The organism is Enhydrobacter sp. (assembly GCF_030246845.1).
Classification (GTDB): Bacteria; Pseudomonadota; Alphaproteobacteria; order Reyranellales; family Reyranellaceae; genus Reyranella.
In genome coordinates, this window is record NZ_CP126889.1 from 949,567 (window position 1) to 972,685 (window position 23,119).

Here is a 23,119-nt window from a genome sequence, read left to right on the forward strand (position 1 = left end):
TTAGCTTACGAATGCTACTCATGGCACTGCTTGACCATTTAGCGCGGCAGCCTGCTGGATAGCTGCAACCGCGATATCATCCACCGCTTTGGGTCCGAGATCTACTCGGAGCATTCCTTTCCAGAGATAGTCAACACGCCGATGAGAAAAAAGGCCACAATAGTATCGGGTAGCGTCTACCACCGCCTCCGGTCTCGCGTTCATATCGATCCAAAACACGTCCAGTCGATATGTTCCTTTCGCAGCCAACCTACTAAACACGTTCGGATTCTGCGCCATTAGAAGGGCCATGTCATTTGCATTTGTGGCGCGGGGCCGCAGAAAAAACGTAACCACGTCAAGGTCGTCGGGGTTCTTCCTTTCAACAAAACTGCCGTCTAGCCACTGAAACCCGGATGCGAGACCCAGTTGGCGAAGCTGATCCCGGTGTGCCAGCCACTTTGTCAGTATGTCCAAGCGATCAACCGTACTACCAAACGCATTCACCACATCAATTGGTTGAACGGTATATGGACTAAGGTCGGTTGGCACAGCACCTGGATCTCGTCCAGTAAATGGGGGAAGCACTCCCTGAATATTTAGGGGCGGTACAGGCATTGATCGCTTCTTCCTACGATCCAGTTTTCACCGCTGAACGCGCCCGCCACTCCCACGCCGGCTCGCAGCCATGGGCATGGACCCCCAGGCGATCGGCCTTGGCCTGCTCCTCCTCCCGCACGTAGTCGCTGCTGTACCTGACGAACGCCCAGGCCATCCCAGCCCGCACCATGGCCGCCTGGATATCGACGCCATCGGCCCGGCATAGCCCTACCATCCGACCGTAGCGGTCGTAGCCGCGGTTGTCGCAGGCGACGTGGTGGCCCTTCACCAGCTCGCGCATCTTGCGGGTAGCCTCGATGCCGGCAAGCCATCGATCGGGACAGCGCTGATGGATCTCCGGCGCGTCGATGCCCCACAGGCGCACGCGCTCCTTGCCGAAGCGTAGGGTGTCGCCGTCTGTGACCGTCTGCGCTGCTACCGGGACGGCCAGAACCAGTGCAATCGCCCCCACGACCCGTCCTAGCGGCACGGGAAACTTTCAATAAGCGCCGAAGTAACGAGTTGAGACGCAAGCAAATGGCGAATTTCTGAATGCTGCCAGAGATAGCGAATGACTACATCCATGATCTGCCCTCCGGTCACGCCTGCCGGCACACAAGCTCGAATCGAGGATTTTTGCGTCACCCTGCCGTATTCGAGTCCATCTGAGATGCCCTCGATGTAGGCCAAGCAACGCGACTGTTCCTGGAAGTAATTATAGGTACCCTGTTGCGTCGTGCACGCGGCGTATAGCTGATTGCCATCGAAATAAGCTGCCTCAGCAGGGGAAGCCACCACCAGGGTCAGAAGACCGGCAGCCCACCACTTCATGGCGCGCACTTGAACCGCATGTTCACGCTGCCAGCGGCCATGGTTGATCCGCCGAAGCCACCACCATACTGATTGAAGCCGCCACCGGACGAGCTTTGGTAGATGTCGCGCTCCTGATTGCCCACCAAGAGCGGATGCATACCCTTCTGTGCGCAGAATTTGCGCGCCTCGTCGAAGGCAACTGTCTGGGCGCCCGTGGCTCCGCCTCTTACCGGAGCCGCCCGTGCCGAAACGAAATAGGTCCCATCTGCGGCTTCCATGACCGGACTTGCCGTGGCGCACGCCGCAACCGTGAGGAACGCGAAGATAGAACTGATCGCAACGACTCGCATAAATGCTCCCCCTCCCCGCTTTGGAAGCAATCGTTACACGAGATATCGTATACGACAAGCTCGCAACGGTTGAACTCTCGCAGCTACGTGGTAGCATTTGTATCGAGGAGAGCCGCTGGGGGACGAAGTGCGGTTGCTCGTTACGATTCTGACATTGATTGCGTGGCCGGCGATGGCCGCCGAGCATACACCTTGGCCCGGACACAAGGTCGTCGTGCCGCGCCTCGCTGACATCCTGCCCGTCCGTGGTGGCGACAGTTGCTGCAAACATTGCAGGAAGGGGCAGCCGTGCGGAAACACTTGCATCAGCGCGAAGGCGAAGTGCCATCAGCCGCCGGGATGCGCATGCTAAGACAATCAGCGCGAGCGATGGCTGCTCTAAGCACCATTGTCGCCCTGACATCGCCCGCGACGCTTCGTGCCGATGTCGAGGACTGCCGCAACGCCATACAGACCTTCAAAAGCGCCCGATCGGATATCGCTAGCGCATTGCAGTCATACGTGTCGTGCGTCTCTGGTAGCGATGGCCACGATGATTGCTCCTCGGAGTTTGGAACGCTGACTTCCGCTCAAGATGATTTTGAGACCGCTGTTTCCAGCTACGAAGGCGAATGCAGTTAGTCAGCGCTCAAACCCCTTCCGGCGCATGCATGCGTTGAAGAAGGAGGTTTCCGCCGGGAACAGGCCCGGGTTCTCGACAGCGATGTCCCTGCCTGGCACGCCAATACGTTGCGGCGGGTACTGTGCCTCAGCTTGGCGCCGGGCTTCGATGTGACAGTCCTGCGTATCACCGAGCCCAGCTGGTGAGCCATCGGCCCCCTTCCTCCAACCGTCGCCTTGCCCGGCAGCACACGCGGTCAATGCCAACAGTGGGATAAGGAGCCAAATGCCGTGCAGCCGGCGGCTCAACCGTGATGTCCTACGCGGCCTGAGCAGGATCCAAGGCGGTCCGGCGCTGCAATGCCGGACTGACGACGCGATCGAAGATGGCGCGCTCACTCGAGTTCAAGGCGCCGTAGCCTTCGTGGCAGGCCTTCCAGGCCACTCCGTAGGCCGGCGTTCCACTCTCGACCTCTCCATCTTCCAACAGGCCCTCGATAGCCCACAGCAATTCGTCCGAATGATCGGCCAGTCCCATTCCCTTCGCCCTCCGCCGCGGGAAATGGGTACACCATGGGTGGATTGGAAGACGCAGCGGTCACGCAGAAACGCATAGCGGCGGCCGGGTTCGTCATAGCTCCGTCGCGAGAGCTGGTCGCCGGTCGGACCTAGTAGCGTCTTTCTGGCGTGGTGGCTGCGCCGACAGCAGCGCCGCCCAGCCCGCCCACGACCGCACCGCCTACCGGGTGTCCGACCGTGGAGCCCACGACGGCCCCGGTGCCGGCGCCGACCGCACCGCCTGTCACGGCACGCTGCCCCGGGGTGTCCCCGCAGGCCGCAACCGCCAGAACGAGCCCCATCGCGAGCAAGGTTCCAATGGATCTCATGGTGCCTCCGTACATCGATACGGAAGCAACGCGGCGATCAGAGCGCCTGTTGCTGTGGCCACCGTAAGGATTTTCGTGCACGGCGATCGACCCGTAGGCCCGCAGCACGACATCGCCGTTGTCGCGGCTCCAATCGAAGTCGCTCATGGCGCAGCCCTCTGTTCGGCATCAGGCCGAATGTCAGGGCGGTCCTCTTCCGGATCCTCGGCAAACTCGACGCGGGTCTTCAGGACGTAGCGCGCGTGGGTGCCGGCATAGGGACCGCCGTGCTCCTCATCGATCGTCACGATGTTGAGGCCGTAACGATGGCGCAGCTTGTGGACGTATCCGCTCCAGCGCGGGCCCGGCGTGGTAATCGGCGTGCAGCCCACAGGGCCGGCATGGATCAGGGCACCGAGAGCCCACGCATCCCTGCCAACAAGTTCAATGCTGCGGGGCAGGCCTTCGCCGTCGAATACACGGAACGACTTCTTCACGCGCGCCATTACCGGACCCCCATCGAAAATCCGGCCAGCTCAGCCACAACAAGCGCCGTTTCCGGCGCCAGCCCATGGCGGCGAGCAAGGTGCTTGGCGGCGATCGGGAGTGACCGGACGCGAACCTTTTCGGCGTGCTTGAAGAGCGGAAGGTGCAGAGCGCTGTTGCTAGCGCGACGCGGAGGGGTTACAAGTTTCATGTCGTTTAGCTTTCATCGTGGTTGGTGGGTTAGACGAAACGTTTCGGCCCCAGCGTTCACCGCGCTGGGGCTTTTCATGTCAGGCTGCTTGTTTGTCAGAGGTTGAGGTACGGAGCGGGCCTAGCCGCTTCTCTGCCCAGGCATCGAGGGAATCACGCGGATAGAGCGGCACGCGGCCGGCTACATACGCGGGCGGTCCATCAGACTTCTGGCAGTACCACTTCGCCATTGTGGATGGCTGGACGGGGATGCCATGCACTTCACGGAGATAGCGGGCCGCATCAGCGCGGCGCAGCTTCGGCGGCCAATTGTCGGAAGAGAGGTTCACTTCGCTGGCTCCTTGCACGGTCGGAATTGACCGCGTTTCGGAGCAAAAGATGTTCGTGCCAGAAATCGCCGACCATCATCGCGGCGAAAATTTTATCGGTTCGTTAAATGCCCTTGGAGCAATAATCGCGGACACTTTAGCCTCCGCGATTTAACCGCGATTATCACCGCCATTTGAAGAAGGCGTTGATGCGCTATTGCGTGATGGCGAAGTGCCGCGCGTCGCACACCAGCCATTAGGCAGTGTGCCCATCCATGCCCGTATCGTATCGCGCGAGAGTCCATTTCCCGCTTTGAGCAGCCCGCCCAGACGAGCGCCCTGCTGATCCTTCGGCCCACGCATCGCGTCTTGCGCCATTCCCTCGGTAATGAGCTGGCCTGCAAGATGTCGGCCGTTCGCCCATTGCTTGAACTGGTCCGGAACGTCATCGCGCGAGTAAGTGACGGGTGGGATATAGGTTGGCGTCTGCGGTATGAGATTTTTGCTCTCAAATGACTGTCCTGACACGTCGGCACCGGGAAGCGGCTCGGACACATGCACCGAAGCTGTTTCGACAGACTTCCACAGTTGCTGCGCCTTGCTGCTACTAACCAACAAATCGCTATAGTCAGTGGGTTTTGCGTCGCCGACACGCTGAGCAACGCACAACCGAACGCCCGGAGCCATCCAATGTGATGTGTCGAGTAGCTCGGCGCTCTTCCAAAATTCTGTCGGCAGCGTCATACGCTTGGATGCGACGACGCTTGAGCGGTAAAGCGCGCGAGCGCCCTGACAAGTGACGGAGATAAGTCCCTGCTGGGCCTTGGCAATAATCTCGTCTCGCGCGCCGTAAACGCCCGGGCAACGTGATTCGGCAAGATCCAATGAATTCCTGGCGCGTGATGGAAGTGCGCTAACAGCGTCTTTGCTGCGCTTCACAATCCACACGCACAGCTCTGGAATTGTCCATTCGGCCGAACTGAAACTCACGGTACCTCCGCAGGGTGCATCCGCATTGAGAGGGTCGGCGCGGCGGGCGGAGTGCGGATCTCCGAGTTCGCCCGGCCAAGGACTAGCCGCGCCGATGGGAACAAGTTACGCGCTCGCTTGCGCTCCAATCCTGGTGACGGTCGCATCCTTCTCGCCGGCCATGGCTCTTGCGATGGTTTTCGCCACCCGATCGGTGGCCGCCAGAAGAGTCGCATCGACTACATGGATATAGCGGCCAGTGACGGTGCCGTGGGAGTGGCCCAGCATGGCCGCTATGGTCGGATCGCTGCAGCCAAGTGCGTTGGCGGTAGTGGCGAAGCTGTGGCGCAAGGTGTGCAAGGTGGCGCCCCTGAGTTTGGCTCGCTTGGCGATGCGCTCCCAGGCCTTGGGAAGCCCCTGATAGGGTGCTCCCTCTTCTCCCATGCCGAAAATCGCGTCGCTCCTGGGATGCGGTGGCAGATCCACCAACAGATCAACGGCAGCCTGCCCGAGCGGACGCAGGCTGTAGCCTTCCTTCGTGTTGGCAAGCCGTAGTTGGTGATGATCGAGGTCCACTTCCGACCCGACGAGCCCGGTCACTTCGCTCTTCCTGCAGCCAGTCAGCGCCAATAGGCGGATCTCGTTGACGGCATGCCGGTTCTCGCCCGCCGCTTCCGCAGATTTCAGCGCCGCGCCGAGCTTCCGGTAGTCGTCCATGGTCAAGAACTGGTTCAGCTTCTCGTCGGCAGGCCGCTCGATGCCATGCACCGGGTTGTCCTTCCGCATGCCTTCGCGGATGGCGTAGCTGAATATGCCGCCCAGGAGCCCGACCGTCCGGGCAGCCGTGCCCCGCCCACCGGTGACGCGCGCAACGCCCTTGGGCTTGGTCTTGATGGTCGCCTTGGTCTTGCCGGTCTGAACACCCGTCAGGAACCGCCGGACATCGGACGGCTGCACGTCCGCCACGGCCATCGTGCCGAGTAGCGGCTTGATGTGCCGTTCAATGCGGCCCCGATCGGTGGCGAGGGTCGTTTCGGACTTGGGCCGTTTCCGCTTCCCGAAGACCAACCCTTTCTCGGCTGCCTTCAGATATTCGTCACAGAGCTTGGAAACGGTCATCCGGCCACGGGCAGCGCCACGGTCGGCCGATGGATCGCGACCATCAGCGACGCTCAGGAGCTGCCTTTTTGCCCATTTGCGCGCTTCCTCGGGTGTGGCAGCCCCGCCGTCCTTCATGGCCAGCCTTCGCGTCCTGCCTGCCTTGTTTCGATACTGGACGCCCCAGATCCGCACTCCCGCCGGGGACCTTGGTCCGGGCGGCTTCACGCGCAGCAAGAAACCCTTCAGCTCGCTGTCTCGATACAGCGTATCCCTGGTGACTGGTTTCAGCGCATCGATAAACCGCTTCGTAAGCTTTGGCATCCGGCCTCCGCATAGCCTCCCCCAAGAGGTCCCTTTTGGCCTGGGGACACACTGGGGACACAGGAGCAGGAAAACTGGAGAAATTTCCCGCGTTTTCCGCTGCCTTCCGATAATGGCTCTAGGCCGCCGTTTTTCAAGACTTGTCTATTGTGGGAAAATCCGGGGACACATCGGAAAACTCTTTTCCGCTGCCCTCCGAAGGCAGAGGTCGTGAGTTCGAATCTCGCCGGGTCCGCCAATGATTTCAGAGGTTTAGCACCACCTTCGAGGGCCATCTCACCCCCGGCCAAGCATTGGGGAAGCATGCGCGATATTTTCGCCTCTGCCTTGAACAAACTCAGGCCAAGTCGCTCCGTACCTCGCAAGCTCCTGACACGCACAAACTACTGTAAGCGCGCTGCCCTGCCCGTGCCTGCGAAGGCGCGTGAGAGCTGCATAGATCAGTGCTCGATCCTCCGCGCGTTGGACGCTTTCAACAAAGAGGACGAGGTGTCGAGCTTCCCACCCCTTGAAGCTGTGGAGGGTCGTCGCCTTTACATTCGCCGCGCCCTGAAAAAACGCGCGCTTCTTTCGACGCGAAACTGACGCCTCAGCATCGAAGGTGTGCAGAACATGCACCCCGTAGACCTCAAGCTCGCTCACCACCTCTTGTCCAATTGCCTTGCCGGACAAAAACGTAATGTCAGCGATGGCCGTATCTGCACGAAGCCGTATCATCTGGTGGCGGATTTCGGCAACACACACCGCGACAGAGCTGCCCGGTTCATGCACTTGGACCCAGCGCAGTTCGACGGGGAACAGGTCGGCGAACTCCATCTGCTCACTCTTGCGTTCCACCTCCGGGATATCAACTTCCTCCGTGGTAAGGAATTGCCTGGCAAACTCCTTCACGAGCGGAACCACGCTCGGAGGAAGCCGATAACTGACCCGCAACTCCGCCCAAGGACCTCGAAAGCCCGCATTGCCCATCGCGTCCTCTGTCCAAGCCGCAGCAGTAGCGTAAATATTCTGAGTCTTGTTTGCAGCAAGCACCATCTCCCCACCTGCCTCAACGGCCCTTCGAAGCGCTTGCCACCATTCCAGATAGTAGTCCTGTCCTTCGTCGACCAGCACGGCGTCATAGTGAGGAAGCGTGTCGGGATTCTCTTCGTAGAGGCGCTGCACCAAGCGGGGCAGGTCCTTCTGCAAAACGTCGTCTACTTCGAATTCATCTGCAGCAGACTCCTCTGTCCATAGTTCGTCGTAGGCATTTTTGTTACCGCTCCCAATGCACACACGCTTGCACCACATATGGAAGTTTAGAAAGTCGACCTGTCGGCGAACGACGGAGCGACTGGTGGCATGACGAACGGCCAAGTCGCGTAGGTAATTCAAGAGCGTGATGTTATAGGTTGCGACGAGGACTCGCTTCCCTTGGTCTGCCAATTCTGCTGCACGCGCCGCGAGTACAACGCTCTTTCCGGAGCCCGCAGGTCCCTTGATCCGACGGTAACCGGAAGCAGTACGCGTTGTCGCGAGCTCACGCTGGCGAGCGTCCATTTCCAAAAGATGGCGCTGCTCACGACTGAAGGCCGGTTCGCGCAGCCACCCCCTCAAGTCCTCGGCAATCGCCGCCGACATATATTGTGATGACGTACGTGTCCATTCCGGAAAGATGGCGTCAAGGTTCTCACTCGCTACGTCATCTGCTCCTGCAATCGGATAGTATCTGGGATAGGCTTTTGCGCCAGCGTCATGCGCTCGAAACGGAGCCAGCAGTGCCTCAGCCTGGCGTCGGCTTGCTCTTGAGAAAATGAGCCCAGCGGTGACCGCAGCAAATCCTGCACAGTCGTTTAGCCGAGGGCAATAAAGATCAAACAGCTCATTCTTGTAGAGCCGCACCTTCGTGACTGGGTTGTCGTCCTCCCGGCTGAAAACGCGCCCTTGCGCATCACGGGCCATCAAGCGGAGCCTGCCAGTACTGGCGTCCGAGAAGTAGCTCAACTTGGCGAAGTTCCAGTCCTTCACCTCAAATACAGCGACCCCAACATTGGGATTCAACAGAACTACGTCAGGCCTAAGAGCCTATCCGGAAAGAACTTGAGTCGGAAGAATCTGTTGTGATTCATTGTTCGGCACTCTGTGGTTTGAGACAGGTGCCAGATGTGGACGACAGAGCATCGTCGGGCTCATGAGCGCAAGGCGCTGCGCTACCCCAGCGATTTGACGGATGCGGAATGGGCACTGGTGGCGCCGCTGATTCCCCCCGCCCGCCGTGGCGGGCGGCCGCGCGACGTCAATATGCGGGAAGTGCTGAACGCCGTGTTCTATCTGCTGTCGACCGGTTGCCAGTGGGACGCCTTGCCCAAAGACCTGCCGCCCAAGAGCACGGTGTACGACTATTTTGCGCTCTGGCGCTCGGATCGGACTCTGCTGCGCCTGCATCAGGCCCTGTATGTCCAGGTGCGCGAGGCGGCGGGACGCAAGCCCGAGCCGACAGTAGCAATCCTCGACAGTCAGAGCGCCAAAGCGGCGCAAAAAGGGGGGCCTCGATCGATCCGCAAGGCTACGACGCGGGCAAGAAGGTGACCGGTCGCAAGCGACATATCGTCGTCGATACGCTCGGCCTGTTGCTGAACGTCGTCGTCCATCGCGCCAATGTGCAGGATCGCGACGGCGTCCGCCGGCTGCTGCGCAACGCAAGACGCCGCTTTCCCTCGATCCTCAAACTCTTCGCTGATGCCGGTTATCAAGGGCCACGCGTCGCCCAAGTCGTTGCCGATATCGGCTCCTGGCAGATCGAAATCGTCAAGCGCACCGAGGCGCACAACTTCAGCGTTCTGCCCAAGCGATGGATCGTCGAGCGAACCTTCGCCTGGATCTCTCGCAACCGCAGGCTCGCTCGTGACTTCGAACGCTACGCCTGCACCGTCGTCGCCTTCATTCGCCTTGCCATGATCCGACTCATGCTCAGGCGCTTGACCAGGCCAATACATTGTTCCTGAATCACAACTTCTCGGATCGGCTCTAAGGCCGTTCAGGTGCGGCTGAATGTAAATTTCCCATTCTGGAGGCAGCAGCCTATCAAATAGACCAATGACTTCCTGCTCGCCATCCGTTAGAGGCGTCAGAAGGCTACCAAGCTCTGACAATGGCGGTTCCACTATTCGCTTCGACATTTTTGTGCTCGTCTCAGCACTCAACAAGGACTGTGCAGCTTAGCGTACAAGGCAGAGGTCGTGAGTTCGAATCTCGCCGGGTCCGCCATTCAAATCAGGAGCTTAGTTGAGCCGCCAGAACGGTCTCCGGCGTTGGAGACACGGCGGGACACGTCCGCGCGGCTTCGCCGACTTGAGCGCTGTGCGGGCAGTTTCGGCATTGACGCAATGCGAGGGGATGGCTGAGCTGTGTGCGCACTTCGCGCTGATCGGCCAGCAATGGTCAGAAATCATCCGTTGGCGCAACGGGCCGATCGAGAATGTCTGCGCCGGATCGCAGGTGCGGGCCACGCGGCGCGTCGACGATACGCGCTCTGGGGATGGGCACGATGAACTTGCCGCCCCATTGGCCGATATGGGCGAGCTGGGACATCACTTCGTCCTGCAGATTCCAGGGCAGAATCAGGACGAAGTCCGGCTTGTGGCGGTCGATCGCCTCGGGTGCCCTTATCTCGAGGCGGGTTCCGGGCAGGAACAAGCCCTGCTTGTGCGGCGACCGGTCGACGGTGAAGTCGAGGGTATCGCCGCCGATACCGCAGTAGTTCAGCAACGTATTGCCCTTGGCCGGCGCGCCGTAGCCTACGATCGAATGGCCCTGGCGCTTCAACGCGATCAAAAGCTCGAGAAGCGATCGCTTGGTTTCCCGTACCTGTTCGGAGAAGCGAATGTACGGTTCATCGGTGTGCAGGCCCGCCTCTCGCTCCGTCGCGGCCAGTTCGTCGACGCGATGGGTCCGCTCGTGCACCGCTTCTGTCCTGCAGGCGAACAGGCGCAACGACCCGCCATGCGTGGAAAGTCGCTCGACGTCGAAGATGCGCAGCCCGTTGGCGGGAAAGATGCGCTCGGCAGCCAACAGGGACAGATAGGAGAAGTGCTCGTGATAGATCGTGTCGAACTCGTTCAGCCGGATCAGGTTGAGCAAATGGGGAAACTCGAACGTTGCCACGCCGTCAGGCTCGAGGATCGCCGCGAAACCACTCACGAAATCGTTGATGTCGGGAACATGACCCAGCACGTTGTTGGCCACGGCCAGGTCGGCGGAAAAGCCCTCGTCGGCCAACCTGATTGCCGTCTCGCGTCCGAAGAATTCTATTCGGGTCGGGATGCCGATCTTCGCGATGGCGAAATCGGCCACTGACCTGCACGGTTCGATGCCGAGGACCGGGATACCTTTCTGCTTGAAATACTGCAGCAGGTAACCGTCGTTGCTCGCCACCTCGACGACCAGGCTCTGCGGTCCAAGTCGCAAACGGCGCCGCATATACTCGGCGTAGTTCTTGGCGTGTTGCAGCCAGCTCGTCGAAAATGAGGAGAAGTAGGCATAGTCCTCGCGGAACAAGTCCCGCGATCCGTGAAAGTCCCGGAGCTGCACGAGACGGCAATTGCCGCATACATAGGCCTTCAGGGGATAGAAGGACTCGGCCTGGTCGCGGCGCGCGGGGCTGAGATAGTCGTTGGCCACCGGCGTCACGCCGAGATCCGCGAACACCGTCGTGAGAATGGCGCCGCAGTGCCGGCACGATGCATCCCTGCCCAAACCATCGGGCATTGCTCCCCCTCCAGCGTCACCCCAAGAGAAACGTTCAATCCGGTAGCACGTGTCCGTAACGCCAGCCGTGGCAAAGCTGTGTTTGAAGCCTGCCACGCTCGGCACCCTGTTCGATTTTAGATTCATAGCAACCGCGAATCCTGCAAACGGATCTCGGGAGAGGAAGTCGGTATTCACACCTCCCGCGCTCGAAGGTAGCTATCGGCCGCGCTGGCAACTGTGCCGCATGCCGCCCAGGCACGGCACTCATCTCGTCGATCCAGCGACCGGCAAGCCGCCTGACGGGGAGGATATCGTCACAACCCTGCGAAATGGGCGAGAAACGCCGGCAGCGACCAGCAGTCAGAAGAGCGACCATCCCTGGCTACCGGCGACGGCGCCGAGAATTGTCACGACGCCAAGCGTCAACAATACCCAGTGTGCCCGCTGCAGCCATGCGAAGGCGCGCTCTGGCTGCGTGCGAGCCCAAGTATTGAATCTCCGATGGAGAATGAAGGGCTCCGCAACGAACAAGACAAACGTAAACAACAGCCAAACGCCCGCCATCGCGTGCATCCACCAGAAGTGCGCCGAGAGGAATCGATCCCACAGATCGAGGCGTTCTGTCATATAGATCCCAGTCAGCCCGACGACGACGATTGCCGTCCGCGCCTGCCAGACGAAGCGGCGTTCAATCGCCTGGAATGCCTTGAGCCTGTCGCTTCCCAACAACCCTCGCCGCACCGCCGGTAGCATGGCAGTTGTCGCCATCGAAACGCCGCCGATCCAGATCACGACGGCAAGGACATGAAGTGCACGGGCAAAAATGACGTCCATCATGGGCCCATCCAAGGGTGTCGTCACGCAGCGCCTGGGACAATCCGCAGGCTGAAGCTTCATCTCAAACTTATACTCTCCATCCCCATGTGGGTTTGCGCTGGAGCAAACCGGGCTCCTGTCCTGTGGGCCGGGATCAGAGTGACCTGGATGTGCAGGTCACTCCCTTGCCGATGATGACCAGCGCACCATTTCCCGGTCCACGATAGCTGGCCGCGCCCACCTGAATTTGCTTTACTTCACCTGACAATGAAATTCAGGGAGACGTCTATGCGGGCATCATTCTTGCGTAGCGCTGCTGCCGCTGCCATTTCGTTGATGGCGATCGCGTTCGCTGCCCCCGGATTTGCACAAGACAAGGTGCACCTTCAGACCGACTGGATTCCGTCGGGCGAGCACGCCATGTACTACGGCGGCTGGAGCAAGGGCATCTATGCCAGGCACGGCATCGACATAACCATCACGCGCGGCTACGGCTCGGGCGATACCGTGACCAAGGTCGCCGGCGGCGCGGCCGATTTTGGCGTTGCCGATATCGCGGCGGTGCTCACCGCCCGGGCGCGCACCAACGTTCCGGTCAAGACGATCGCGGTCCTCTACAACGAGTCGCCTCATTCGCTCTTTGTCCTCAAGAGCTCCGGCATCACCAGCTTCAAGGGATTGGAGGGCAAGAAGATCGGCGTCACGCCCGGCAACAGCCACCGCTTCTATTTCCCCGAAGTCGCCAAGCGGGCCGGCACGGATCCCAGCAAGATCATCTGGACGAATATGGATGGCGCGGCGATGGCGGCCCAGCTGATCGCCAAGAACATCGATGCCGCGCCGTTCTACTCGATCCACTACTACTACATCAACAAAGCGGCGGAGAAGGCGGGCGAGGAGCTGGTGGCGCTGCCGTTCGTCTCCGTCGGGTTCAAGATTTATGCTGCGACCCTGATCAGCACCGACAGGCTCGTCAAGGAGAAGCCCGATCTGGTGAAGCGCTTCCTAGCCGCGACGAAGGAGGCCTTCGAATGGGCGCGCGACAATCCGGACGAAGCCTGCAAGCTGCACGTCGCCCGCTTTCCCGAGGTCCAGCTCGATGACTGCACGCACAGCCTGAGTGCCACGATGGCCTTCGTATTCAACGACCATTCGAAGGAAGTTGGCTTCGGCAAGGAGAGCGCCGAGCGCCTGAAGTTCACCTGGGGCGTGGTGGCCGAAGCGCAGGAGCTCAAGAAGGACTGGGACTACAAGCAGGCCATCGACACAAGTCTCCTGCCACAGAAGTAGTCGGCCAGGAGGAGTGCGCCCGTGATCTTGCTCGACCACGTGACACGCGTCTTCAACTCGCGCGACGGCGATCAGGTCGTGGCGCTCGAGGATGTCTCGGTCTCGATCCACGCCAATGAATTCGTCACGCTGGTCGGGCCGTCGGGCTGCGGAAAGTCCACCTTGCTGCGCATCGTCGCCGGCCTGATCCTGCCGACTGCGGGCAGCGCGTCGATCGGCGGCGTCCCGATCCGCGAGCCACGCTCCGAGACCGGTATTGTCTTCCAGGCGCCGACGCTGCTGCCGTGGGCCAGCGTGATGGACAACGTGCTGTTTCCGCTGCGCATGATGCACAAGATCGATTCGAGCAGCGCCGACAAGGCGGCCGCCCTGATCAAGCTGGTCGGGCTCACCGGCTTCGAGCGCAAGTCGCCGCAGGAACTCTCGGGCGGCATGCAGCAGCGCGTCGCGATCTGCCGGGCATTGGTCCACGAGCCGGACATTCTCCTCATGGACGAGCCGTTCGGTGCGCTCGACGCGCTGACCCGCGAAGAGATGACGATGGAATTGCTGCGCATCTGGAGCGAGCGACCCAAGACCGTGCTGTTCGTCACCCATTCGATCACCGAGGCCGTGATACTCGCCGACCGCGTCATGGTCATGACGCCGCGACCCGGTCGCATCGTCGAGATCATCGATGTGAAGGCGCCTCGACCGCGCAGCTTCCATGTGGAGGGTAACGCCGCGTTCCACGACGCCAGCCGTCGTATCCGCGAGCTCATCTTCGGACAGCGCCATGTCAGTCCAGGCCGCGCCGCCGCTTGAGAAGCGGCGCAGGCCGCCTGCCGCCGCTTTCAGCGAGATCGTCGTGCCTCTGCTCGCGACCGCGGCCTTCTTCGTGATGTGGGAGGGAATCTGCCGGACGTTCAATGTGCCGGCCTATCTCGTTCCTGCCCCGAGCCAGATCTGGACGGACACCGTGGCGATCGGGCCGGCCGTCCTCGGGCACACAATGGCGACCCTGAAGACCGTGCTGTTGGGCTTTGCCGTCTCGATCGTCATCAGCCTGCCTCTGGCGGTCCTGCTGACGGCCTCCCCTGCCATCGCCGGCGCCATCTATCCCTTCCTCGTCTGGACGCAATCCATTCCAAAGGTGGCACTGGCACCGATCCTCGTCGTGGCGCTCGGCTCGAACGAGCTTCCACGAGTCGTGATCACGGTTCTTGTCGCCTTCTTCCCGCTGGTGATCTCGGTCGCTACCGGCCTGATGTCCGTGCCGCCGGAACTGCTCGAGCTCAGCCGCGCCTGTCGCGCCTCGAAATGGAGCGAGCTGTGGCGCATCCGCTTGCCCTTCGCGATCCCTTTCATATTCGCCGGCCTCAAGGTCGCGGTATCGCTTGCCGTAGTCGGCGCCGTGGTCGCGGAGTTCGTCAACGCCGATTCCGGGCTGGGTTTTCTCATCGTGACATCGACCGCGTTCTTCAAGGTGCCGGTGGCGTTCGGCGCGCTGATCATCCTGTCGATCATGGGCGTTGTGCTGTTCCAGATCGTGGTGATCATCGAGCGTGTGTTCTTCCCGTGGTCGAGCGCAAATGCGCAGGTGGCGTCGTGACCATCGGCCTGTCGAGGCCCGCTGCGGGCTGCTTTTCTGAAGAGAGGGCAAGATGGCCAAGAGGATGACGGTGATCCGCGGTGGACGTGTACTCGACATCCGGGGCCATGCCGCGCCCAAGGCCGACATACTGGTCCGGGGCGACACCATTGCCAAAATCGGCCCGCCCGGCATGGCCGCTCCGCCCGACGCGAAGGTGATCGATGCCAGGAACCGGTTGCTGCATCCCGGCCTGATCAATGGCCACACCCACAGCCACGGCAACCTGGCCAAGGGCATGGGCGATCGGCTGACGCTCGAGTTGCTGCTCACGGCAGGACCCTGGATGAGCGGCAACCGCACGCTCGAGGACAAGTATCTGTCGAGCCTGATCGGCGCCGCCGAAATGGTGTTGAAGGGCTGCACCGCGGCCTACGACCTGGCGGCCGAGTTCCCCATGCCGTCGGTCGACGGTCTCCAGGCGATCGGCCAGGCCTATGTGGATGTCGGCATGCGGGCCGTGCTGGCGCCGATGGTTGCAGACGCCACCTTCTTCGAGGCCATTCCCGGTCTGATGGAGCGCCTGCCGCCCGGCCTGAGGAAGGACGTCGAGCGCTTTCGCCTGGCGCCCTACAAGGCGAGCGTCGGCCAGATGAGGAAGGCCTTGCAGGGCTGGAAGCTCGACGGCAAGGGTGTGAACCTCGCCGTAGCGCCGACCATTCCGCACCATTGCTCGCGTGAGTTCCTGCTCGCCTGCCTGCGCCTTTCCAGGGACTACGACACCGGCCTGCACACGCACGTCTCCGAATCGAAAGTCCAGGTGATCGCGGGCTACCATCTCTACGGCTCGACGCTCACGGCCTATATGGACTCGCTTGGCCTCGTCGGGCCGAACTTCACCGTGGCGCACGGCGTCTGGCTCGATCGCGACGACATGAAGCGACTCGGCGACAAGGGGGCCTCGGTCTCGCACAACCCCGGCTCCAACATGCGGCTCGGCAACGGGCTCGCCGACATGCGCGGCATGCTGGACGCCAAGATCAACGTCGGCATCGGCACCGACGGCGCGAGCTGCTCGGACAATCAGAACATGTACGAGAACCTGCGGCTTGCCTCCATGGTCTCCAAGGTCCAGGGAGCCGATTGGCAGCGTTGGATCACGACCGAGGAGGTGCTGGAGGCGGCCACGGTGGGCAGCGCCCGCGCTCTTGGCCTCGGCGACAGGATCGGCAGGCTGGAGGAAGGCTACAAGGCCGACATCGTCTTCCTCGACCTCGAGCAGGTGAACTGGATTCCGTGCAACGACCCGACCAACCAAATCGTGCACACCGAGGACGGCACGGGTGTGCATTCGGTGATGATCGGCGGACGCATGGTAGTCGAGAACAGGAAGCTGTTGACGGTCGACCTCGCTGACCTGGCCCGCAAGGCGGAGAAGTCGCGCGAGCGGCTGGAGCGGGCGAACAAGCCGGCCCGGGCCCTCTACGGCAGGCTCGAGAAGATCGTCGGCACCTTCTGCCCCGGCCTGGCCAAGCAGCCGCTGCATATCGATCGCTTCGGCGGCGCGCACTATCACTACGAGCACCAGGCCATACGCGGCCATGCACACTGAATGACCGACACAAACTCGTTGGGAGCGGGCCAACTGCCGGTGTCGAGCGGCCGCTGAATACCTTCCGGCCGCCAACCATCCGCGCTGTCGATCTTCTCGTGCCTGTCACCCTCCCGCCACGGTCGCGAGCGGAGCCCGCTGCAGCTCGAAATGATAGGAGCAGGCGCGGGCCGTCCGCGATTGCAGGTCGAGCGACAGGGTGTCGTTCTTCAGGGTGCCACCGACGGAGCCGCTGAAGTAGTCGCTGTTGGTCGACTTGAACTCGAGGGCCGCCACACCGTTGTTGGCGAGCTCGCCGGTCACCGAGCTTGTTGGCGCGCCGCTCGCGACTTCCGAAAGCTCGCCCTCGAAGGCGTTCCCCCGGAGCGTGAGGCTGATAGACGGGGTCTGGCACCAGGAATCGGTCCTGCCCTTGCCCTTGTATATTCCCTCGCTGGCAGGAGCGGCCTTCATGGCCTCGGGGGCGGCGGCCGGAGCCGCCGGGACGCTTGGCATCCCCGGCGAGGGCATCGTGCATTGCCTGGACTTGATCGACAGATCGACCGCTTCGTATTCACCTTTCAGATGGCCCAGTTCGTCCTTCCTGTCCTTCGTTGCGGCCAAGCCGAACAGCACCGGCCACAAGACGACGAGGCCGACCGCCATCATGGCGGCATCGGCATTGGCATTCTCGCGCTGAAGGCCGGACACCCTTTGCACCTCCTTGCTCAGACGTGTCCGCTCATCGACGAGCTGATTGCACGTCCAGTTCTGGTAGGCAGTCGGGCTGACGTAGCGCGCTTCGATCGAGTCGGGACTGGCGGCGCAGCCCAGCTGAAGAGCACATGCGGCCACCGCAAGCGGCCGTCCCAGCCAAGTTTTCCATTCTGTCCAGGCGCCGTGGCGATCCTGAAGGCAAGGGCTTTCCTCCACGCGCATTGTCTCATGTCTATCCATGACTGCTTCCCCCTCTGATGCAGTTGAAAGAGCTATCGAGTGCTGCTCATCGATAGGCGGCGGACCAGATCCCGAGATGAATCATGGCCCCGTCACCGGTCAGGGCCGCGCCGACAAGGCCGGCACCTCTGAGCCGCAGGTCTTGGCCGCGGCCGATGGCAGGATGCGCTTCGGCACTCATGCGGCCGATCGCTGCGATCACGCGCTCCACCGACTGGGCCGCGCTTCTGGTCGAGCCGTCGGTCGAGGCGTTCGTCTCGTCGTCCATCGCATCAAGGGCGTAACTGCGGACCAGTTTCGGAAGCAGTCGCGCGAGCAGATCCGGGCCGGCCAGGATGTCGAGCCCGGCGAACCGACCGTTGACCAGGAAGGCCGCGCCGACCTGGCCCGGCACCGGCTTGAGCTCCGATACGAACTCGTCGAGGTCCTGCTGATACCGCTCGAAGAGGGCACTGGCGGCGCCGGTGTCGGAGTGGACCGACATCCGCTTTGACTTGTCCGACACGTACTTCCAGACCCCACGCTGGTCGCCCGCCCGGCTGTTCTGTTCGGCCAGATTGGCCGAGACGGACTCGGCGTTGCTGCGGCGCAGTTTCGAGAAGATGACCCGATCGGAGCCGCGGAAGCCGCGGCCACGCCAGGACCACCTGCCCTGTTCGACACAGGAGACCGGAATCTCCAGTTCCGCATGAGCAGGGACGAGAATGCTGAGGTTGAGGATGCGGTTCTGCTTGGCGCCGACCAGCTCCTCGCCGTCGAGCAGGAACACCTCTTCCGGACCACGGTTGCGCAACTTGAGCTGCGGAACGCTTCCGGATTCGGAAACCTCGGTGATCTCGGTTTGTCCTCGCCGCAACGCCTCATCGAGTGCGAGGTATCCTGCCGGCCCCCTCGCCCGGTCGAGCAACGGCACGAGGGCAAGATTCCGGAATGCCTGGACCTCGCCGAAAGAAATCCTCGAGGCAAGGTTCGCGATTTCGGTGACGGGCATGGCTCCTCCGGATGGCAGGCGGGTGGACCGCATTGATATGCAACCCGGGGGTGTCACAAGCGGACATCCTCCTCTATGCTGTGCCGCTGACGATGCTGGAGGCCCGATGCGTTACGAAGTCACCGACCGTGTCCTGCAGCTCGCCCTGGCCATGCAAGGCTCCCGGATCGGCCTCAGCCTTGCCGATATCGAGCGCGACTTCCGGGTGAGCCGGCGCACGGCGCAACGCATGCGTGACGCCGTGCTGCGCAACTACCCCCAGGCCGAGCAGCATCTCGACGAGGAGCGGCGGCCGCGCTGGCGGATTCCGGTGTCGGGAACCGTCACTCCGGGCGCCTTGTCGGCCGAGGACATCGTCGATCTGGAAACAGCGGCGAAGCTGTTGCGCCAGCGCAATCTGCGCAGTCGGGCGGCATCGCTCGACAAACTGGCGCGCAAGCTCCGGGCGACGCTGCCACCCACCGCTCAGCTCCGCCTCGAACCGGATATCGAGGCGCTGCTCGAGGCAGAAGGTCTGGCCATGCGGCCAGGCCCACGGCCCGTGATCCGCAGCGAGGTGATCGACACCATCCGCCTCGCCGTGAAGCAGGGGCGCGAACTGTACGTGTCGTATCGCAGCCGCCACACGAAGCGGTCATCGGGACGGCGGTTGCACCCCTACGGCTTCCTTCTCGGCAAACAGCACTATCTCGTCGGCATGTCTCCGGACCGGCATCCAAACGAAGCCCGGCTGTTTGCACTGGCGCAGATCCAGCGTGTGAGCGTTCTCGACAGGACGTTCGTTCGGGACAGGGATTTCTCTCTCCACAAGTTCGCCGAGCGTTCCTTCGGCGTGTTCCAGGAACCACCGCAGGACATCGTCTGGAAATTCTCGCCGGCCGTCGCGGACGCAGTGGTCGAGTATGTCTTCCACCCGAGCCAGTCGGTCGAGAAGCAGGCCGATGGCTCGGTCATCGTCCGCTTCCACGCCGGCGGCTTGATGGAAATGTGCTGGCACCTTTACACTTGGGGCGCGGACGTAGAGGTGCTGGAGCCCGGCAATCTGCGCAGCCTTATGAGTCGAGCCCTGAAACGTCGCGGCTTCAGCCTCGATGGACAGGCTTGACCTTGCCAGGCCCGGCCGGAAATGACGCCCCGCTGGAGAACGAACGCGAGCGCATTCATTCTCTCCGGTTGAGTTGACGTGGAGGCTCTATCTTCCAACTCGCCCGAAACCGACCAGATATCCGCTCCTTTGGAGCGGAGCGATGTCGGCCAGCTTGTCCTTCCCGAAGTTCCACCCGTTGATCTCGGCCAGGTACTGCACCGACCCGACTCTAATGTTGTAGAAGGTTGTGAAGTCGAGCTCCCCTTCGTCGCTGAAGTGGTCGACCTTTGTCGTGCCCCTGGCTGGAACCACGATCTGGCGATAACGGGAGTGCCCCAGCTCCATCAAGCCGTCCATGTCACCGGCAAATGAGCCGCTGCACATCCCCAACGTTAGGGGTTCATCGCCGAGGTTCACGATGCAAATGTCGATATCCAGCTCCCGGCTGTTTTCATTCTCGAAGGCGCCGAGAAAGACGTTGGGCAAATCCGTGTGGTCCATTGCGCTCCCTGTCCGTTGAATGGTCTGGGATCGGGGCAGGAATGGAAGTCTTTGGGCCGACCCTCGTGAATCAGAAATCGGCGGCAAGGGTGTCATATCCGGACACCCGGAGCGGGAAACGGGCACTGCAGGCTCTTGTGTGGAGCAGAAACCTCGCTATCTGTCGGACAAACATCAGGAATTGGGCCACCGCCGACATCGACCTGCCAGCCCAGGCAAGATGATTCGCGCAAGGAGACATGGCTCAATCGGGCAACACGGAGGGACAAAAATCCATGTCGACTGCAACGGTGCTCACAGATCGCTTCGACCGCGCCTTGCTCTACGCCAGCCATGTGCACGGCGGTCAGGTCCGCAAGGGCACCGCCATTCCCTACATCGCCCACCTGCTCGCGGTGGCTGCCACGGTGCTCGAGTACGGCGGCTCCGAGGACATGGCCATCGCCGGCCTCCTGCACGATGCGGTGGAGGATCAGGGCGGCGAGGACCGCCTCAACGACATCCGCAATCGCTTTGGCGATCGCGTCGCGGGCATCGTCCGCTCATGCTCCGACAGCTTCGTCAATGTTTCGGGAGGCAAGGGAAAGGACGATTGGGAAGTCCAGAAGGCTCGCTACCTTGAGCACCTGAAGGCCGTTGATGCGGAAACGCTATTGGTGTCCTTGTCCGACAAGGTACACAATGCACGGTCGATCCTTCGCGATCTGCGCAAACCGGAGATCGGCATCGCTGTATGGAACCGCTTCACGAAGGGAAAAGATGGAAGCCTCGGTTACTACAAGGCCCTTGCGGACATCTTTGGCGAGCTTTTGTGTGGACAGCCCGGCAAGGAGCAGCTTGCCAAGGAGTTGAGGCACATCGTCGGCGAGCTTCACAGGGACAAGTCCGCGACAGTGCCTCAGTCGGCTCGAGTGACCTGAAACGGCCGGACCGTGTCCGAATATGGCATCCCCTCGTGCATATCTTTCCAGTTGTTTGTGAGGGGAACGCCACGATGCCACGACGGACGAGACAACGGATTTCATCGGCGGAAATCCTGCCGGCGCTGACCGCCGCCATTTCGCCTATCAGGCCGCACTCGGCCTCGACGGCCTGGGCGCAGGCAATTGACGAAGCCCTGCACGTCCTCGCTGAGCTGATCGCGCTCGAGGCTGGGGCCCGCTTTTCTCCACGGCGCCGATCGCGACATCTGAGTTCCGGTGGAAGGGCTTCTCGCTGAAGCCCGTACACCACCTCGGCCCTGTGGCGCGCCGGAATCGATCTGGGAAATGACTGGCGCAGGACGATGTATGTGCGCTTGAATGCCGATTCGTCGTAGGATCAGGTGACGGATCGTCGTCCATGGCAAGCGAGCCTACCGGAAGTCGCGATACCATCCCGCCATCGTTGCGCCCCTCCTCGCAAGATATCCTGTTGGGCACATTGTATTGCGTCCTGCTCACCGTCGTTGCCGGCGGCGTGGCGTGGTGGCTTTGGACGAGCTCCGTCGAATCGGACCGCGAGTACAGATGCTCACGGACGGTGACGGCCATGAGGGCGACGGCCGAGGACGTGCGCCCAAGGCCTCCCGGCGGCTGGCCCGACGGCGCCGAGGTGGATCTGTCGAGCCGCTATCCATATCTCGCCGACGTCCTGGGACAGGCAGGTTGTCCCGATACCCTGGCAAGGCTCCGACAGGGCCTGCCGCTCCCATCGACGCCGGCGCCCTCATGGGTCAAGGAGTTCAGGCCCAACCAATAGGCCGCGGGAGCGCCACCTTCTCCACCGCCGTCTCGCAACGGCGCTGTCAGTCGACAAAGTCCCAGGTCTTTCCGTTGAAGCGCTGCAGCTTCATGCTCTTGATGACGCGGTAGTCGGTGGGGCTGGTGTTGATGGCGCTGCCCGGCAGCAGGAGCGGCAGATGGAAATCCCTGAGGTTCGCCGCCTGCTTCATGATGTTCTCGCGGGTGAGATCGTCGCCCGCCTGGCGCAGCACCTGCTCGAGCGTCTTGGCGTACATGTAGCCGGCCTCGTTCAGGCTGTCGCTCGGCTCGGCCTGCGGCAGGTTCTCCTTCATCCAGGCGAAGAATGCCTTCACGTCCTCGTCGCCCGCCCATTTGGGATCGGTCACGTCCTTTAAAAAGCCCGCCGAGAGGATGCCCTTCGACTTCTCGAGCCCTGCCGGCTTGAAGGTGGCGCCGACCGACGCCGCGCCCAGGTGCAGATAGGTCGTGGGCTTCCAGTTCAGGTCGTCGAGCTTGGAGATCGCCTGCGCCGCCTGCTTGGAATAGGTGAAGAGGAAGAGCGTGTCGGCGCCCGAGTTCTTGAGCGTGATGAGCTGGCTGTCGACGGTGGGGTCGGTGGCCTGGAAGTTCTGCGTGTCGACGATCATCTTGCTCGCCCTGTCGCCCAGCGCCGTCGTGAGCCCATTCAGTAAGTCCTTGCCGAAATCGTCGTTCTGGTAGAGCACGGCGATCCGGGCGTCGGGATTCTTCTTCAGAACATGGGCCGCGTAGAAGCTCGCCTCGGCCTGCAGGTTGGGCTGCCATCCCACGTCCAAGGAAAGTGCGCCGGATCGTTGAAGGCCGTGGCGCCTGCGGCGATGAAGAGCTGCGGCACCTTCTTCTTGTTGAGGTAGCCCCGGATCGCCATGTTGAGCGGGGTCCCGAGGACGTTGAAGACGACGGCCACCTCGTCGTTCTCCACGAGCTTGCGTGCGTTCTCGACCACCTTGGGCGGCGAGTAGCCGTCGTCGAGGCTGATGAAGTCGATCTTGCGGCCGTTGATCCCGCCCCTGGCGTTGAGCGACTTGAAGTAGGCGGCCTCGGCCTTGCCGAGCTGGCCGTAGGCCGAGGCCGGCCCGCTGTAGGCGATGCTCTGCCCAACCTTGATCTCCGTGGCCGATGTGCCCGGACCGTACTTCGCCTGCGCCATGGCGGTGGCGGACCCGAACGCTGCAAGGACGAATACACCCGTAAGAAGCTTGGACACTGTTTCCTCCCGACT

23 protein-coding genes and 1 pseudogene are annotated in these 23,119 nt (G+C 61.9%); 7 read left to right on the forward strand and 17 right to left on the reverse strand.

The window, feature by feature from the left end:
* Positions 1-18 precede the first annotated feature (18 nt).
* The 10 genes from OJF58_RS04960 to OJF58_RS05005 form a co-directional block, all read right to left on the reverse strand.
* Entirely contained in the window at positions 19-597 is a 579-nt protein-coding gene (locus OJF58_RS04960) for a hypothetical protein (RefSeq protein WP_300782158.1), read from the reverse strand.
* Positions 598-610: 13 nt separating this feature from the next.
* Complete coding sequence (locus OJF58_RS04965) at positions 611-1,051, reverse strand: thermonuclease family protein (protein WP_300782161.1); 441 nt, start codon at positions 1,049-1,051, stop codon at positions 611-613.
* Between the two features lie 8 nt (positions 1,052-1,059).
* Positions 1,060-1,410 carry a Rap1a/Tai family immunity protein gene (locus OJF58_RS04970; RefSeq protein ID WP_300785167.1) on the reverse strand — a complete coding sequence of 117 codons (351 nt, stop codon included), beginning with the start codon at positions 1,408-1,410 and terminating at the stop codon, positions 1,060-1,062.
* Positions 1,407-1,742, reverse strand: a complete 336-nt coding sequence (locus OJF58_RS04975) for a hypothetical protein (RefSeq protein ID WP_300782163.1) — start codon at positions 1,740-1,742, stop codon at positions 1,407-1,409. The genes OJF58_RS04970 and OJF58_RS04975 overlap by 4 nt, the downstream gene beginning before the upstream one ends.
* Positions 1,743-2,661: 919 nt before the next feature.
* The gene (locus tag OJF58_RS04980) at positions 2,662-2,880 is read right to left on the reverse strand and encodes a hypothetical protein (protein WP_300782166.1); all 219 of its coding nucleotides are present in this window, start codon (positions 2,878-2,880) and stop codon (positions 2,662-2,664) included.
* A 130-nt stretch (positions 2,881-3,010) separates the two neighbouring features.
* Positions 3,011-3,229: a hypothetical protein gene (locus OJF58_RS04985; protein ID WP_366526816.1), complete on the reverse strand. Its 219-nt coding sequence runs from the start codon at positions 3,227-3,229 to the stop codon at positions 3,011-3,013.
* A 143-nt stretch (positions 3,230-3,372) separates the two neighbouring features.
* Complete coding sequence (locus OJF58_RS04990; RefSeq protein ID WP_300782168.1) at positions 3,373-3,714, reverse strand: hypothetical protein; 342 nt, start codon at positions 3,712-3,714, stop codon at positions 3,373-3,375.
* 669 nt (positions 3,715-4,383) lie between these two features.
* A complete protein-coding gene (locus OJF58_RS04995; RefSeq protein WP_300782171.1) occupies positions 4,384-5,202 on the reverse strand; it encodes a hypothetical protein in 819 nt (272 codons plus the stop codon).
* A gap of 105 nt (positions 5,203-5,307) precedes the next feature.
* Positions 5,308-6,603, reverse strand: coding sequence for a site-specific integrase (locus tag OJF58_RS05000; protein WP_300782173.1), 1,296 nt, complete (start codon positions 6,601-6,603; stop codon positions 5,308-5,310).
* A 276-nt stretch (positions 6,604-6,879) separates the two neighbouring features.
* Positions 6,880-8,643 (reverse strand): DNA helicase, encoded by a 1,764-nt coding sequence (locus OJF58_RS05005; RefSeq protein ID WP_300782176.1) that lies wholly within the window; start codon positions 8,641-8,643, stop codon positions 6,880-6,882.
* A 102-nt stretch (positions 8,644-8,745) separates the two neighbouring features.
* Here OJF58_RS05005 and OJF58_RS05010 point away from each other — a divergent pair.
* Positions 8,746-9,587 (forward strand): annotated as a pseudogene (locus OJF58_RS05010) (IS5 family transposase).
* Positions 9,588-10,023: 436 nt separating this feature from the next.
* Here OJF58_RS05010 and OJF58_RS05015 read toward each other — a convergent pair.
* Both OJF58_RS05015 and OJF58_RS05020 read right to left on the reverse strand, forming a co-directional pair.
* Positions 10,024-11,349, reverse strand: coding sequence for a class I SAM-dependent methyltransferase (locus tag OJF58_RS05015; protein WP_300785170.1), 1,326 nt, complete (start codon positions 11,347-11,349; stop codon positions 10,024-10,026).
* Positions 11,350-11,691: 342 nt separating this feature from the next.
* On the reverse strand, positions 11,692-12,168 hold the full coding sequence (locus tag OJF58_RS05020; RefSeq protein ID WP_300782178.1) for a hypothetical protein: 477 nt from the start codon (positions 12,166-12,168) through the stop codon (positions 11,692-11,694).
* 357 nt (positions 12,169-12,525) lie between these two features.
* Between OJF58_RS05020 and OJF58_RS05025 the strand changes: the two genes are divergently transcribed.
* From OJF58_RS05025 to OJF58_RS05040, 4 genes are read left to right on the forward strand one after another with little or no spacing between them, the layout of a single operon-like run.
* Positions 12,526-13,437, forward strand: coding sequence for an ABC transporter substrate-binding protein (locus OJF58_RS05025; protein WP_300782181.1), 912 nt, complete (start codon positions 12,526-12,528; stop codon positions 13,435-13,437).
* Between the two features lie 21 nt (positions 13,438-13,458).
* Positions 13,459-14,241, forward strand: coding sequence for an ABC transporter ATP-binding protein (locus tag OJF58_RS05030; RefSeq protein WP_300782183.1), 783 nt, complete (start codon positions 13,459-13,461; stop codon positions 14,239-14,241).
* Positions 14,213-15,028, forward strand: a complete 816-nt coding sequence (locus tag OJF58_RS05035; protein ID WP_300782185.1) for an ABC transporter permease — start codon at positions 14,213-14,215, stop codon at positions 15,026-15,028. Before OJF58_RS05030 ends, OJF58_RS05035 begins: the two co-directional genes overlap by 29 nt.
* A gap of 52 nt (positions 15,029-15,080) precedes the next feature.
* Positions 15,081-16,619: an amidohydrolase family protein gene (locus OJF58_RS05040; RefSeq protein ID WP_300782188.1), complete on the forward strand. Its 1,539-nt coding sequence runs from the start codon at positions 15,081-15,083 to the stop codon at positions 16,617-16,619.
* Positions 16,620-16,724: 105 nt separating this feature from the next.
* Here OJF58_RS05040 and OJF58_RS05045 read toward each other — a convergent pair whose 3' ends face one another.
* Both OJF58_RS05045 and OJF58_RS05050 read right to left on the reverse strand, forming a co-directional pair.
* Positions 16,725-17,309 carry a hypothetical protein gene (locus OJF58_RS05045; protein WP_300782191.1) on the reverse strand — a complete coding sequence of 195 codons (585 nt, stop codon included), beginning with the start codon at positions 17,307-17,309 and terminating at the stop codon, positions 16,725-16,727.
* A gap of 292 nt (positions 17,310-17,601) precedes the next feature.
* Positions 17,602-18,546 (reverse strand): DUF6569 family protein, encoded by a 945-nt coding sequence (locus tag OJF58_RS05050; RefSeq protein ID WP_300782194.1) that lies wholly within the window; start codon positions 18,544-18,546, stop codon positions 17,602-17,604.
* 22 nt (positions 18,547-18,568) lie between these two features.
* Here OJF58_RS05050 and OJF58_RS05055 point away from each other — a divergent pair, with 22 nt between their 5' ends.
* Positions 18,569-19,651 (forward strand): WYL domain-containing protein, encoded by a 1,083-nt coding sequence (locus OJF58_RS05055; RefSeq protein WP_300782196.1) that lies wholly within the window; start codon positions 18,569-18,571, stop codon positions 19,649-19,651.
* Positions 19,652-19,738: 87 nt separating this feature from the next.
* Here OJF58_RS05055 and OJF58_RS05060 read toward each other — a convergent pair whose 3' ends face one another.
* The gene (locus tag OJF58_RS05060; protein WP_300782197.1) at positions 19,739-20,134 is read right to left on the reverse strand and encodes a hypothetical protein; all 396 of its coding nucleotides are present in this window, start codon (positions 20,132-20,134) and stop codon (positions 19,739-19,741) included.
* Between the two features lie 239 nt (positions 20,135-20,373).
* On the opposite strand from OJF58_RS05060, the gene OJF58_RS05065 reads away from it, so the two are divergent.
* Complete coding sequence (locus tag OJF58_RS05065; RefSeq protein WP_300782199.1) at positions 20,374-21,054, forward strand: HD domain-containing protein; 681 nt, start codon at positions 20,374-20,376, stop codon at positions 21,052-21,054.
* A gap of 866 nt (positions 21,055-21,920) precedes the next feature.
* Here OJF58_RS05065 and OJF58_RS27075 read toward each other — a convergent pair.
* A complete protein-coding gene (locus OJF58_RS27075; RefSeq protein WP_366526835.1) occupies positions 21,921-22,667 on the reverse strand; it encodes an ABC transporter substrate-binding protein in 747 nt (248 codons plus the stop codon).
* Positions 22,610-23,104: an ABC transporter substrate-binding protein gene (locus OJF58_RS27080; protein WP_366526817.1), complete on the reverse strand. Its 495-nt coding sequence runs from the start codon at positions 23,102-23,104 to the stop codon at positions 22,610-22,612. The genes OJF58_RS27075 and OJF58_RS27080 overlap by 58 nt, the downstream gene beginning before the upstream one ends.
* Between the last annotated feature and the right edge of the window lie 15 nt (positions 23,105-23,119).

Coding starts and splice junctions, on each gene's coding strand:
- OJF58_RS04980 (WP_300782166.1), bottom strand. CDS start 2,880: ATGGGACTGGCCGATCATTCGGACGAATTGCTGTGGGCTATCGAGGGC.
- OJF58_RS04990 (WP_300782168.1), bottom strand. CDS start 3,714: ATGGCGCGCGTGAAGAAGTCGTTCCGTGTATTCGACGGCGAAGGCCTG.
- OJF58_RS05035 (WP_300782185.1), top strand. CDS start 14,213: ATGTCAGTCCAGGCCGCGCCGCCGCTTGAGAAGCGGCGCAGGCCGCCT.
- OJF58_RS05065 (WP_300782199.1), top strand. CDS start 20,374: ATGGCTCAATCGGGCAACACGGAGGGACAAAAATCCATGTCGACTGCA.
- OJF58_RS05020 (WP_300782178.1), bottom strand. CDS start 12,168: ATGATGGACGTCATTTTTGCCCGTGCACTTCATGTCCTTGCCGTCGTG.
- OJF58_RS05050 (WP_300782194.1), bottom strand. CDS start 18,546: ATGCCCGTCACCGAAATCGCGAACCTTGCCTCGAGGATTTCTTTCGGC.
- OJF58_RS04975 (WP_300782163.1), bottom strand. CDS start 1,742: ATGCGAGTCGTTGCGATCAGTTCTATCTTCGCGTTCCTCACGGTTGCG.
- OJF58_RS04985 (WP_366526816.1), bottom strand. CDS start 3,229: ATGAGATCCATTGGAACCTTGCTCGCGATGGGGCTCGTTCTGGCGGTT.
- OJF58_RS05000 (WP_300782173.1), bottom strand. CDS start 6,603: ATGCCAAAGCTTACGAAGCGGTTTATCGATGCGCTGAAACCAGTCACC.
- OJF58_RS04960 (WP_300782158.1), bottom strand. CDS start 597: ATGCCTGTACCGCCCCTAAATATTCAGGGAGTGCTTCCCCCATTTACT.
- OJF58_RS05040 (WP_300782188.1), top strand. CDS start 15,081: ATGGCCAAGAGGATGACGGTGATCCGCGGTGGACGTGTACTCGACATC.
- OJF58_RS04970 (WP_300785167.1), bottom strand. CDS start 1,410: ATGAAGTGGTGGGCTGCCGGTCTTCTGACCCTGGTGGTGGCTTCCCCT.
- OJF58_RS05015 (WP_300785170.1), bottom strand. CDS start 11,349: ATGCCCGATGGTTTGGGCAGGGATGCATCGTGCCGGCACTGCGGCGCC.
- OJF58_RS05060 (WP_300782197.1), bottom strand. CDS start 20,134: ATGGACCACACGGATTTGCCCAACGTCTTTCTCGGCGCCTTCGAGAAT.